The 14,169-nt window shown below is 28.1% G+C and carries 7 protein-coding genes and 2 pseudogenes; 3 read left to right on the top strand and 6 right to left on the bottom strand.

The genetic code is table 11. The features are described from left to right. Positions 1-57 precede the first annotated feature (57 nt). Complete coding sequence (locus CAQ16704_RS07490; RefSeq protein WP_039667589.1) at positions 58-1,041, top strand: argininosuccinate synthase; 984 nt, start codon at positions 58-60, stop codon at positions 1,039-1,041. A gap of 22 nt (positions 1,042-1,063) precedes the next feature. Here CAQ16704_RS07490 and CAQ16704_RS08645 read toward each other — a convergent pair. From CAQ16704_RS08645 to CAQ16704_RS07505, 4 genes and pseudogenes are all read right to left on the bottom strand, one after another. Next, positions 1,064-1,444, bottom strand: a pseudogene (locus CAQ16704_RS08645) (methyl-accepting chemotaxis protein); the annotation flags it as partial. A gap of 1,068 nt (positions 1,445-2,512) precedes the next feature. Continuing rightward, positions 2,513-3,148: pseudogene (locus CAQ16704_RS08650) on the bottom strand (PDC sensor domain-containing protein); the annotation flags it as partial. A 189-nt stretch (positions 3,149-3,337) separates the two neighbouring features. Further along, entirely contained in the window at positions 3,338-5,542 is a 2,205-nt protein-coding gene (gene pbpC / locus CAQ16704_RS07500; protein ID WP_039667591.1) for a penicillin-binding protein 1C, read from the bottom strand. After that, positions 5,539-10,824 carry an alpha-2-macroglobulin domain-containing protein gene (locus CAQ16704_RS07505; RefSeq protein WP_052245036.1) on the bottom strand — a complete coding sequence of 1,762 codons (5,286 nt, stop codon included), beginning with the start codon at positions 10,822-10,824 and terminating at the stop codon, positions 5,539-5,541. Before CAQ16704_RS07505 ends, pbpC begins: the two co-directional genes overlap by 4 nt. Before the next feature lie 95 nt (positions 10,825-10,919). Here CAQ16704_RS07505 and CAQ16704_RS07510 point away from each other — a divergent pair, with 95 nt between their 5' ends. Together CAQ16704_RS07510 and CAQ16704_RS07515 are read left to right on the top strand one after the other, a co-directional pair. After that, the gene (locus CAQ16704_RS07510) at positions 10,920-11,282 is read left to right on the top strand and encodes a hypothetical protein (RefSeq protein ID WP_039667592.1); all 363 of its coding nucleotides are present in this window, start codon (positions 10,920-10,922) and stop codon (positions 11,280-11,282) included. Between the two features lie 38 nt (positions 11,283-11,320). Continuing rightward, the gene (locus CAQ16704_RS07515) at positions 11,321-11,617 is read left to right on the top strand and encodes a hypothetical protein (RefSeq protein WP_052245037.1); all 297 of its coding nucleotides are present in this window, start codon (positions 11,321-11,323) and stop codon (positions 11,615-11,617) included. 10 nt (positions 11,618-11,627) lie between these two features. Here the strand turns inward: CAQ16704_RS07515 and CAQ16704_RS07520 are convergent, their stop codons facing one another. Both CAQ16704_RS07520 and CAQ16704_RS07525 read right to left on the bottom strand, forming a co-directional pair. Beyond that, entirely contained in the window at positions 11,628-13,496 is a 1,869-nt protein-coding gene (locus CAQ16704_RS07520; RefSeq protein WP_039667593.1) for a mechanosensitive ion channel family protein, read from the bottom strand. Next, positions 13,493-14,131, bottom strand: coding sequence for a carbonic anhydrase beta (locus CAQ16704_RS07525; RefSeq protein WP_039667594.1), 639 nt, complete (start codon positions 14,129-14,131; stop codon positions 13,493-13,495). Before CAQ16704_RS07525 ends, CAQ16704_RS07520 begins: the two co-directional genes overlap by 4 nt. Between the last annotated feature and the right edge of the window lie 38 nt (positions 14,132-14,169).

Consider the following 14,169-nt stretch of genomic DNA (forward strand, 5'->3'; position numbering starts at 1 on the left):
TTGTATAAAAATTAAAAAATATTCATTACAATATGCCAAAAATTTCGAAAGGAAAAAATGAAAGCATTAGCACTTTTTAGTGGTGGACTTGATTCTATGCTTGCTATAAAACTCATAAGCTCTCAAGGTATAGAAGTAAAAGCTTTAAATATTAATATAGGCTTTGGTAGTACAAGCGATAAAAGCGAACTCATGGCAAAACGTGCTGCTATGGCAGGAGCTAGTTTTGAAATGATAGATGTAAGAAATGCTTATTTACAAGAAGTTTTATTTAACCCTCAATATGGCTATGGAAAGCACTTTAACCCTTGTATAGATTGTCATGCTTTTATGTTTAAAACTGCTCTTTCTATGTTAAAAAACGAAAATGCAAGTTTTATCATCACAGGAGAGGTAATTGGACAACGCCCTATGAGCCAAAGAAGTGATGCTATGGATAAAGTAAAAAGACTTGCATTTGATGAAGAAGATTTGATATTACGCCCAATGTGTGCTAAAAATTTACCTTTAACTAAACCCGAACGCGAAGGCTGGGTTGATAGGGAAAAGCTAGAAAATATCAGTGGAAGAAGCAGAAAAAGACAACTCGAACTTGCTACACAATTTGGTTTTGAAGACTTTGAAAGTCCTGGTGGTGGATGTTTACTTACGCTTGAAAGCTTTTCAAATAAAATCAAGGATTTTATAAAATTTGATAAAAATATGCAAGTAAATGATGCACAACTTTTAAAATACGGTCGCCACTTAAGACTTCCAAATGGTTCTAAAATGATAATAGGTAGAAATGAATTAGAAAATCAATTTTTAAAAGAATTAAAAACTCAAAAATATGAAGAATTAAAACTATTTGATTTAATCGGGGCTTATTCTTTAGTAGATGAAAATATCAATTTTCAAGATCTTGAACTTGCTCTAAGCATAGCACTAACTTATGCTAAAACTCAAAACAATGCAAAATACAAAATAGGCTTTAAGGATAAAATTTTTCAAAGTATGGCTTTTGAAGATAAAAACAGAATTCAAAAGTATTTTATAAATTAAACTACCCAAAAAAGGGTAGTTTTTAGAATTTTTTTCTTCTCACATCTGCTACAATATCCGCTGACATTACATCAACTTCGTTTGCCACAGAATTAGTTGCATGTGCAATTTGTGAATTTTCTTTAGTTAAGCTATCTATTACTGAAACTGATTGATTAATTTGAGAAATTCCTAAAGCTTGTTCTTTAATACTCTCACCCATTTCATTAATAGATTGAACTAAGATATTAGTATTAGCTTCAATCTCACCTAATGATTTTTGAGTTCTTTCTGCAAGCTTTCTCACTTCATCAGCAACAACAGCAAAGCCACGTCCGTGCTCACCAGCACGTGCAGCTTCAATAGCAGCATTTAATGCAAGCAGATTAATTTGATCAGCTATATCTCTAATCACATCTGTCACATCTTTAATATCACTACTTTGCTTGATAACTTCTTCAGTTCTAGCTGCCACTGCATTCATAGAAGCACTCATTTCTTCAACCGCAGCTGCACTTTCTTGTAAAGAATCAGCTTGTTTTTGTGCACCTTCATTAAGTTTTAAAACACTTTCTTTTAATGAATCAGCTTTAGTTTGTAACATTTCTCCTTGATTTAGTGAAGCTTGAAGCATTTTTTTAATTTCTTCGCCCACTGCATTAAGAGATTTTTCTATTCTACCTTCTGCATTAGCAAGTTTATCTGAAAAATCAAGATTTTGGAAACTTGTAAAAACTCTTTCAATTTCATTTAAATCTTTACCGATTTTCATTTGCATATCATCAAGCATTTTATTCAATACTTCTTTTAACTCTATAAGTTTTGGATTTACCGGTTCTGTTTTGACTCTTTGAGTAAAATAACCTTTTTCTATATTAGAAGAAACTTCTAATATATTTTGTACGGTTATTTCATCTTTTTCCAAAGAGGTATGTATGTTTTGGATGTTTTCATTGACCATACTAGCCATTTTTCCAATTTCATCATTATATCTAGGAGTTAAAACTTCTACGCTTGAAACTTCATGATTTAAGTATCTAAAAAATGTCATTAAATGTTCTTGGAGCCTTGATATTCTGACTGAAACAATACTTTTCATACTATAACTTAAAACCAATACAATAACAAATATTGCCACTACTCCACTAATTAATATAATATTTCTAAGCTCAGCTATTGGAATTAAAATATTTTTTTCAGGAGCAACTGCAAGCATAGCCCATAAAATTCCTGTATTTGGCCAAACTTCAAATACTCTAATAGCACCATGATATTTAGAGCCATCATCGGATATATAGTCTATCTCTTTAACTTGTGGTTTATCTAAAAGCTCCATAATATTAGTAGCATTTTTGTTTATATCAATTAGTTTTTTAGAAACAAAATCAGCATTTGGGTGAGTTGCTATAAGTCCACCAGTAGATAATAAAATTCTTCTATCGCCATCATATACAGATCTTGATGCATCATTAAAATCATTTGCTAAATTTTGCATATCAAAAATTAAACCTAAAACACCCACGGTTTTACCCTCTTTATTTAGCAAAGGAACAGCTATGCTAGTGCCAAAAAAAGTTATTCCATTTATATTGAAAAAATCTGGGATTCCAAAGTATAATACATCACCTTTCATTATATGATTAACGGCTCTTAAAGAAGTTATATCAGGACTAGCTTGTAAAACTTTCATACCGCCAGAATTTTTCACATCCCCATCATTCATTAAAACCATGAATTCATTTTGATTAACAAAATATTTATCACTTAATCCTGAATTTCTATAAAAAGAACCATCTTTTAAATAATAATAACCATAGGCAATATTAGGACTAGCATCTATAGTCTCACCAAGTATATTTTGTATTCTTTTTTCTGATATAGGTCCTTCTTCAAGTAAAGTATTAAAAATCTTTTGGGTTCCTATAGCTGAAATAAAGAATGATTTTAAAGCTGCTTCTGCAGTATTTGTATAGCGGAAAACCGAAGTTACTAAAGTCTTATTGATTTGATTACTTAAAGTGTCAGTTGATTTTTGTATAATCAAAAAAGAAACACAGCCTAACACAACAATAACAGTAATAACAATAATAGCTATAACCTTGGTACCAAGTTTTAAATTACGAAACATCGAATTTCTCCTTATTACGATGATAATTTTCCTTTATTATAAATAATCAATTATTAAAAAAATATAAAACTTATTAATTATATATTTAATTTATTAAAAATAATAAAAAAATATTTTAATTAATCTAAAAATATTATAATTGGGGGGGGGGGATTGGATTTTTTAAGTAATGATTTTTACTATCTATATTTACAATATATTAAAAATTATAAAATCACTTATGCCATTTTCACTAATCACACTAAGAATATACTTACCTTTATTTAAATCAATAGGTAGAATGTCTTCTTTTCCTTCATGGATAAATTCTTGATTCAAATACCAAAAAATCCTTTCATTACTAGGGTTTGATATTTTTATGAGTAGTTTTTGTTTTTCTTTTAAATCTTTTGGCAAAATAATATTAAGATTATTTAATGGATATATGATTTTTATTTTTTTATTAGATGTTTTTAAATTTTGCTTTTCTTGAGCAAAAAAAGCTTGAGCATGAGATGGTAAATTTAAAATAATCTTTTTCTTTGCATGGATGAAATTTTTATCTAAAGAATCAACTTCTTTGTTTTCATACATAAAAACTTCTTTTAAAAATGGTGAAGTTCTTAAGACATTTGCATTTTGCGGGTAAAGCACCTCTTTAAAGTCAAATTTATAATTATATCTATATCCTGTTTGATTTTCTATCTTGATAGAAATTAATTCATTAGGCTTTTCAAACTCTAAATTAAGTCCATCAAGTAAAAATAAAAGTTCAAAAAATAATTCTCCTGCTATACTCACACCATATAAATTTGCATTTGCTTCACCATTAAAATTTCCAACCCATACTCCTAGGGTATATTTTGGAGAAGCACCTATAGCCCAGGCATCTTTTCTACCATAGCTAGTTCCTGTTTTCCAAGAAATGATGGTGTTAAAATCATATTGCTTCAAACCTACCCTATCTAAATCTTTCAATACTTGTAAGGTTAAAAAGCTTGCTCCATCACTAATAAGTTTTTTATCTTCTTTATTGTAAGCACTTTCTTCATATAAAAGCTCTTTAAAATTTCCATAATTTCCAAGCCCTAGATAAATTTTTACCATATCTTCCAAACTAAACTCTTTAGTACCCAAAATTAAAGAAAGTCCATATTTTTTAAAATTTTCATCTTCATATTTTAAAATATCTTTGAGTTTATAAAAAAACTTCTCATAACCATACTCTGAAAGTAAACTCACAAAGGGAATGTTGAGTGATTTTTGCAAAGATTCTCTTGCACTTATCAAACCATGGTATTTTTTATTTGCATTTTGCGGGGCAAAGTTAGAAAAAAATGTAGGCACATCAAGCATTAAAGATTCAGGTACTATAAGCCCCTCATCTATAGCAAAAGCAAAAAGCAAAGGTTTTAATACTGAACCCACACTACGCTTTGCTATTACCCCATCAACTTGACCAAAACTTGCAAAATCATAAAAATCATTAGAGCCTACATAAGCTAAAACTTTATTTGTTTTAGTATCTGCTAACAATATAGCTAAATTTTTTATGCCTTTTTGCTCTAATTTATAAGAATACTCTTTGGCTTTTTCTTCGAATTTGATTTGAATTTTTTTATCTATACTAGAAATGATTTTTTCTTTATCCACTAAAAACCTACGTGCTAAATGTGGAGCCAGGTTTTTCCTTGCTTTAAAGCTAGGAAGTTTTTCAGCTTTTGCAAGAGTTAAAATATCTTTAGAAAAATATCCCTTTTCAAAAAGTCTATCAAGTAAAGCATTGCGTTTTTTTAAAAGTTTATCTTTGTTTTTTTCAAGATTAATCAAACCTGGATTATTAGGAAGCACAGCAAGCAAAGCCGCCTCACTCCAAGTAAGATCTTTTAAATCTTTTTCAAAATAAAACAAACCCGCACTTGCAACACCTACTAAATTTCCCCCATAAGGAGCATTATTTAGGTAAAATCTTAAAATTTCATTTTTTTCGTAAGCACTTTCTAAAGCAAAGGCTTTGATGATTTCGTTAAATTTATTAAAATATGTGCGTTTGTTTTGCTCTAGAAGTTTGATTGTTTGCATAGAAATTGTACTTGCACCACTTCTTTTGCTTGAAAAAAGATTATTTTTAAAAGCTCTTATAATTGCTAAAAAATCTACCCCATAATGAGAATAAAAATTTTTATCCTCATATAAAACAACTGCTTGTTTTAGCTTTTGTGGTATGTATTCGCTCTCTAAATGCCATTGTTCATTAGCATCTAAAAATACACTAAGAATTTCTTTGTTTTTATCAAGCAAAACCTTACTATAAGCGCCTTTAAACAAGTCCTTACTATCAAAACTAAAATAAATTAAGCCTATGTAAAAACATAGGCTTAAAAAGCATATTGCAAGGCTTATTTTAATTTTCACTGCACTACTTTGACTCTTTTACTCTCACTTAAAGCTCTATAAGCATTATCATACATTGCTTCAGCATAAGCTCCACTCAAAGTATAAACACCCGGGGTAACAGCACTTAATTTCACAAAAAATTCTCTTGACTCATCAGAATATAAAGGAAAGAAATACATGATTTTATCATCTCTTATATCAACAAAATCATAATAAGAATTTTTTACAAAATCAGGGGTTTCATCCTCTAAAAGATCGTGCACAATTTCCCAGCCACTTGGTAAAATTTGAGTTAAAGCTATATTAGAAGCACCTGGATAATTATTATTTGATATTTTTAATTTCATATAAAAAATTTGAGAGCTTTTTATAGCACTTTCATCTATTTCATTTCCATTTTCATCATAAAAACTTCTTTCTATATACATACGCTGTGCAAAAGGTTCAGCAATACCTTTTTTAATACCCTCTACTCCAAAATGTACAAAGGTATCTTCTTTAGCTTCTATCAAAGCACTGCCTTGATTAAACTCAAATTTAGAAAAACTCGTATTGAGCCTTTTGTTCTCGTTGTTAATTTTTACACTTGCATTAATAGTTTTAGAACCTTCATCACTAAAACTATTTGCTAAAGCATACAAAGCATAGCCTGTACTTTGGGTGCTAAGCCAAGCATGGCTTTCTAGGGTTTTTTTAATATCATCCAATAATTCCTCATTATTTTTACCATAGATTATTTTATACGCATTTGCAATAATAGCTTCATCTCTTAGAAAAGATCCATAAGTGTGAGTATAATTAATTTTTTCATCAGGCTTTGTGCTTAAATTTTTAGCTATATTTAAAGCTACCTCATCAAAACCCGCTAATTTATAAGCTGCACTAAGTTGCCAAAGACTTACATTATTTAAGCTTTGCAAATAAGCACTATCTTCATAAATGGCATTCATTATGCTTAAATTTGCTTCTTTAGCTAAAGCTAAAAGGTATAAAGAATTTATTCTAATTTCTTTGTTTGTTTGAGCTTTTAAAACATAGCGTTTTTGGTAATCAAGCCATGCTTTAAACATTCCCTCGCTTATATAATAGCCTCTTTCTTTGGCTAAAATCATAAACATACCCGCATAATTACTTCCCCAAGCATCAGAATCCTTAAGTCCTTGCCAATAAGCAAAACCACCATTAGCAGTTTGGAAATTTGCGTACTTACTTAACAATGCATTGATATTGTTAATATTTTTTTGCTCATTTGCTCCTTGATCAAGTTTTTGTAAAAAGAGTTGCGGTAAAACTGCTGAAGTACTTTGCTCTATACATCCATAAGGATAATTTTGCAAGTATTTTAATCTATGATTTATATTTAAAATAGGCTTAGAACTCACACTTAAAAATGCTATAGGGTTGATATAATCTTGTGTGATTTTAAACTCCATAGAAGTATTTGCAGGAATTTTAAATGATTTACCCTCATAAGTAATAGTATTTAATGCTTTTATATCAATTTGTGTATTTTGAGTGTAGGTGTAATCTTTTGCACTTAAACTTAATTCTATTTGCTCTACTCCAAGCTTGTTTGAATTTACTCTTGCATTAACATAAATATCTTTTGTTTTTTCATTGTCAAAATCAATCAAAATTTCATCTTTTTCAAAATTTATGAGTGAATTTTTTGTTTTTAACTTAAGTTTTGCATTTTTTACATCATCATCTACTTTAAATACTTGCACCAAAAGTTTAAACTCATCATCAAGTCTTAAAGTTCTTGGCAAGGTTTCAAGCATCACAGCAGGTGCACTAACTTGGATATCTTTAGAAACACTACCAAAACCTGCTAAGTTATTTGCTACTACCATAACTCTAACCGAACCTAAGTATGATGGCATATTAAATTTTAATTTTGCATAACCATTTTCATCACTTTGCACTGGCTCTTGAAACAACACAACTGGTTTAAAGCGTCTTGCTTTTTCATCATTTTTGCTTTTATTTGCTCTGCTTTCTAAGAAAATATCACCACCTGTAGTCAATATCTTAGAAGCATTAGAAATATTTTTAGCAATGATTTTATCATAGGTATCATATATACTCATGTTAAAGCGCGTTTTTTGGTAAAAATACTCCCAAATATCTGGGGTTTTAAAAGCATTCACATCAAGCAAACCTTCATCTACAATAGCCAGTGTATAAGTATAGCTTTGTTTATTTTTACTTTGAATTTCTACTTCAAAATCTTGTTTTGGCATGATTTTATCCGGTACTTTTAAATCAAGCTCGATTTTACTTTGCTCATCTACCACATTTAAAGGTACTACACCAAAAAGTCTTAAGGCTCTATCGTTGGTGTATTGATTATAATCTTGGAGCAAAATCACACTCACATAAACATTTGGCATATATTCTTTAAGAATGGGAATTTCAACCTTAGTAATATCTTCATACGTATCTATCACAAAGCGTTTTAAAACCTTTGTATTATCATTTAAAGTAACGATAGCTTTTGCATCCTTAACACTTTCAAACTCTATAAAAGCTGTTTCGTTTGGCTTATATTCTTTTTTATCACTTTTTATCTTTAAAGAACTCACTATATCAGTATTATTTGGTGCACCAAAACTACTAATATAAAAAAACTCTCCTGTGCTTGTTTTGCTTTGAATATTTTCAAGCTCTATAAACATTTCACCATGATATTCTTTTGGATCAAACTCTATTGTAACCGGTTTATCTTTACTTAAAATGGTTCCTTGAGTAATAATTTGCGTGTTTTTATCTTTTTTGAGTGATTTTAAAAAATCATCATAATTATCATAATCCCACCACCAAGAATAATCATTTGCATAAATGGTATATTTGATCTCATTATTTGCTATTAAATTCTCATCTAAATCACTCACAATGGCTTCAAAATTGATAATAGAACCTGAACTTAAGTAATGATTTTTTAAACGCTTAATACCTACAAAATGCTCATGCAATATTACTTGTGAATTTACAAGTGCTTCAACCGATCTTGAGCCTTTCTCAAAAACTCTAGCTCTTATACTAGCTTCTAAATTATATGGGGTATTTTTTAAAAAATCATTTAAAACAAATTCTTGTTTTGTAAAGCCATTTTCATCCAAAATACCTTTTAAATTATCTTGATATTTTTGCACTAAAACACTAGGATTTGAAAAAATATATTCTGGATACTTTGAATTTTTATATTCTTTTTTACCCACAAATAAATCAACTTGATATTGTAAATTACTTGCTGGTGTTCCAAAAAGATATTTTGAGCTAATATTAAAATCTAACTTTTCATTTTCTTTTATGCTTTTTGGAGCTTGCATGGATACTTTTATACGATTTGGCACTATATTTTGCACTAAAATTTCTTTATCAAAAACCGCATTTGCAAATTCAACTCTAGCTAGATACACTCCGCTTAAAGCTTGTTGGCTAAGTGAAATCTTTTTGTAAAAAGTTCCATTACTTAAAGGATCAAGCCTGATTTTATCTAAAAGCTTTTTATTGCGTGGATCAAAAAAGCTTAAAAATATAGGATGATTAATAACTCCTTTATCATTTCTTGCAACCATAGTTAAATATATATCATCACCTGGTCTATAAACCCCTCTTTCTGTGTAAATAAATACTTTATTTTGCGAATTTAATTCCAAGCCATCTACATCAAAACCATCATATAATAAAGGCGAGCTTAAACGTAAGATAGAAGCTTGTTTATCTTTTGAAGCAATGATGAATAAAGCTTTTGATTCATCCATATCATCAAAAACAGCCAAACCATTATCATCGCTCATCTTAGAAGCTAAAATTTGATTACTCTTACTAATCACATCAACCTTAACTCCACCCAAAGCCTTTTGTGTAGTAAAATCTCTCACATCTACAAAAAGCTTTTTATTTAAATTTTGAGCAATTAAAGCTATATCTGAAAAAATTAAATTCTTACTTACTTTTGCCTTTTGATTGAAAAATCTATATTTTTTCCAACTCTCCACTCCCTCATCAAAAACATAATCAACATCTTCTTCTTTAAAATAAAGCTTCACTATAAATACACCACTTAAATCTTTTAAACCATCTAGTACTATTTCATTTTCTTGCCATTGATTTTTAATGTTTTTAATATCAAAGTCTTTTTTTAACACCACCTCACTAGTATAATCACTCTCTGAAAAAATATCACTATCATAATCACTTAATTTTTTTGCACCTTGAAGATTTTTATATCTTAAATATTCACTTAAGTTATTTGAAAAAACCTGATAAACCTCTAAATGAACCTTTTTAATATTCATACTCTTAAAAGCTATTTTTTTATTTGCTTTACTAGATAAAAACACTCCTTGATTTGTAAAACTTATAGCAGGTTCGTAGTCTTTAAAACTTACTTGAGTTTTATAACTTTCTTTTGTGCTAATTCCATCAGCACTTTTAATCCCTTGAGCAAGTTGAATTTCATAAGTTTTATTTGGAGAAAAATTACCCGTGAGTTTAATTTTATTTCCAAATGCCAATGCTTTAAAATCAACTTCAGGGGTAACAAAAATCAATTCTTTCAAATTTTGATTTTGTGAAATGTTTTGAGAAAAGAGTAATTCTATATTTTTATTAACTATATTTGCATTTTGAAAAACAAATTCACTTTTTGCAAGTAAAATATACTCTAAATCTATATTTTTTTCTAAACCTAAGATTTCTTTATCAAAAACTACTTTTATGTTGGTATTAGTATTCTTAATACCAAGTGCTTTAGAATACACACTTGCTATGTCACCTTGAATAATGATTTCTTCTATTTGAATTTCTTGATCTTGCGTGTTGATTTTGATAGCTTTTAATAACTCATCTTTATTAAGAGTGTAAAAACTTTGAATATTTAAAACTAATACACTTTCATCATTTGTAATGTTTTGAAAATATCCTTTAACATCTAATTTTTCAAAAGGAGTTTGTACTTTTAATTGTACTTTTTCATTAGTTAAAATATCATTTAAATCTATAAAAATATCATATTTTTGATTTGCTTTTAAAGCTGTAAAAATATTTAGTCTTGTAGGTGTTTCAAGCACATATTTTACTTTTATATTTTGATTGTTAATAACAATTTCTTTTTCTTTTACAACACCTATTTCTTGATTAATGACATTAGTGTTAAATTCTACAAAAATATTTTGTGTATTTTCATTAAAACCATAAGCTCTTATAGTAGAACTTTTATTCTCATTTTTAGAACAAGCAATCAACAAACCTGCAAGCAAAAAAGCAAAAAAACAACGTAAAAACATTCTCATATATACCTCATTTGATAATTTTAAATTATACCCAAATTCACTCTTGCTTCACTTAAAAGATTATATAATTCACATATAAAATCAAAGGAGATAAAATGAAAAAAGGAATTACTACATTATTGACTTTTTTAAGTCTTTCAAGTTTTGCTTATGCAGATGGAATTTATGGAACAATTGTTGATATAAATGATGGTGAAAAAACCATTTTAATTGATACTACTTATGGGCAAAAAATGAATATCAAAATTTTGCCAAACACAGAAATTGATATGGATGATTGTGGTATTTTTGGTATGGATAAACAAGGAACATTTAAAGATTTAAAAATAGGTACTTTCATAGAAGCTGAAATTTTCCATGGTTATACTCAAACCACTCCAAATCCACAAGTTCCAAATCAAACTCAAAATATAACTGCAAAAGAAATTAAAATAGACTGCAAAAAAAGAGCTTATTAAAATTTTAAGTGTAAAATAGCAAAAAGGAGCTATTTTACATGCGTATTTTAATGATTTTATTGTGTATTAGTACTTTTTCACTAGCCTATAAAATTCAAGGTGTATTAAAAAATGTTAATCAAAATACTATAAGCATTCAAACCAATTTTAATAACAATCTTATTATTACTATTTTACCTCAAACACAAATTGAAGTATATAATTGCGGAGTGTTTGGAAGCAGTAAAAAACAAGGTCATACAAAAGATTTAAAAAAAGGAAGTTTTGTAAAAATTGAAGGTAGTAAAAACAATAGTATTATTATTGCACAAAAAATAATAGTAGAATGCAATTAAGAAGAACTTATTAAAGTTCTTCTTTTGAGTTTTTATTGATTTTTTCTATATAAAGACTTTGTGATGGAAAAGCAAAACTAAGATTATTTCTTTCTACAATTTTCATAAGCTCAAGCAAAATGCTTTGTCTAGCTGTTCTAAAACCTACAGCATCAACTGCTTTAGTGTAAAAATACACTTCTATATCAATAGAGCTTGCTCCAAATCCACTCACAGCTACATGGGTACTATTTTTATAACCTTCTAAATCATTTACTGATACTAAATTTTGTCTATATCTAGCACGTGTTCCTCCGTGATTTAATGCACTATCATCAACTTGTGCAATCAAAGGATTAGTAGCCAATAAATATCTTATATCTTCAACACATTGCTCAAGTTGCTCAGGTTTTGCATCATAAGTTACACCAACATATAATTTTACATGACGACCAACTTTTCTTTTACTCCAATTTTTAATATTTGTTCCCATAATGGTTGAATTAGGCAAAAATACTAAAGAATTATCAAAAGTTCTGATAGTAGTTTTTCTAAGTCCAATTTCTACTATAGTCCCCTCAATTCCTGAAATTTCTACCCAATCACCTTGATTAAAACTATTATCAAAAAGCAACAATACAGAAGCAAAAAAATTTGCTATGATATCCTTAGCTGCTAAAGCTACAGCTAAGCCACCAATACCTAAAGATGCAATCAAAGCTGAAATGTCAAATCCTAAATGTGCCAAAACGAATAAAACGGTAATTACTATAATAATGACATATAAAATTTTAATAATCAAATTTACAACTTCTCTTTTTCCACTTTTTTCTGCTAATTTTGCTACAACCATCATTCCATAACTATCAAAAATATTTATCACAAGCCATGCTGTTAAAATAGTGTAAACTATAGATAAAATATTACCGATTCTTATATCTACTGGAGCTGGATAATAAATAATAGTAAAGCAAATTCCTAAAGCATATATAAATAAAAACCAACCTACTGGACCTTGAAGTTTTTCTAGAAAATGAGTTTTCACCTCTAAATTGGTCGAATTTTTTCCAAATAAACGTATTAAAATAAAATATAAAATTTTTGCAAGATAAAATTTTAAAGAATAAAATAAAATAATAACAATAACAGATATTACAACTTTACCAATATTAAAACTAGTAATAGGTATTTGCTCATTTATATAATTAATAGCATTTTGCAAACCTAGTTCATTGAATAAAAAATTTGTTTCTAATAGACTAGCGTTATTTCTCAAATATACTAAAATTTCATTATATGACTTAATAGCATTTCTTAAATTGTTTTCACTTGTTTCCAAATTTTTTAATTGTTCTATGTCATTTATTTTCTCTTTATCTAACGTAAAATTAAACACTAAGTCTTCTTTTAAAATATCAATACTTTTATCAATGACATTTTTTATTTTTTGGCTTTGAGCTCCTTGTATAAAAATTTTTTCTAATTCAAAAATACACAAGTAAAAATATTCTGCTGAAGTTAAATTCAAAAGTTTAATTTTACTATCAACATATTCGTAATATCTTTTTTTATTTTGTGCTTCCTTGACATTTTGTTGTAATTTGTGCTTAGTATTTAAAAATTCTTTTGCTTCTTTTTCATCAATTTTTTGTGACACAATCTTCAAAGGAAGTGTTGTTAAGATATTATTTTTTTGCTTTTCTATTTCTTTAATATTTTCTTGAAATTCTGTAGCATTAGCATCATTATTGTTTCTAAAACTTTCTAAAAGCAAATTAAGTTCAATATAATTTTGCACCAAAGCAAATATACTATTTTTATCCTCTAAAGTATTTTTTTCTTGAGCGTTTAAGAAACTCACAAATAGGAACAATAAAATAATTGAAAAAAAATTTTTCATGCTTTTTTTATCCTTTCTTGTATTAAAATAAAATTTTCAAAATTGAAATCATACTCATAAATTTCTCCTGTTTCTATAATATAATACCATGCATGCAACTCTATTTCTTTATTATTTAAAGCTTCCTCTATACCTGGATATGTTAATAAATTTTGCAAAGAATTAACCAAATTCATTTTTTCAGTCATCCAAGATCGCATTGCTAAATCATCATTAGCTAATTTTAAAACTTTGTATTTTATAGGCTCAAGTAGAGTAAGCCATTTTTTAACATTTGGCATATTTTTTAAATCATTCTCACTTGCATACAAAGCCGCACAACCACCACAATTGCTATGTCCACAAACTATGATATTTTTAATATGTAAAGAATTAAAAGCATATTCAATTGCTGAAGTAGTTGCCAAAAAATCATCTCCAACCCTATAAGGTGGAACAATATTGCCTATATTCCTTATAACAAAAAGTTCACCTGGACCTGTATTTGTAATCAAATTCGGAATTACTCTTGAATCAGCACAACCTATAAAAAGCGTATGAGGGTTTTGCTTATTTTTTAAACTTTCGAAAAGCTCTGCATGTTCTTTAAAATCCTCTTGCATAAATTTTAAAGCACCTTCAATCAAATCTTTCAAAAAAATCCTTTTTTTTGGTTTTTATATTTGACAAATTA

It is taken from the genome of Campylobacter sp. RM16704, assembly GCF_000816245.1.
Taxonomy (GTDB): Bacteria; Campylobacterota; Campylobacteria; order Campylobacterales; family Campylobacteraceae; genus Campylobacter_D.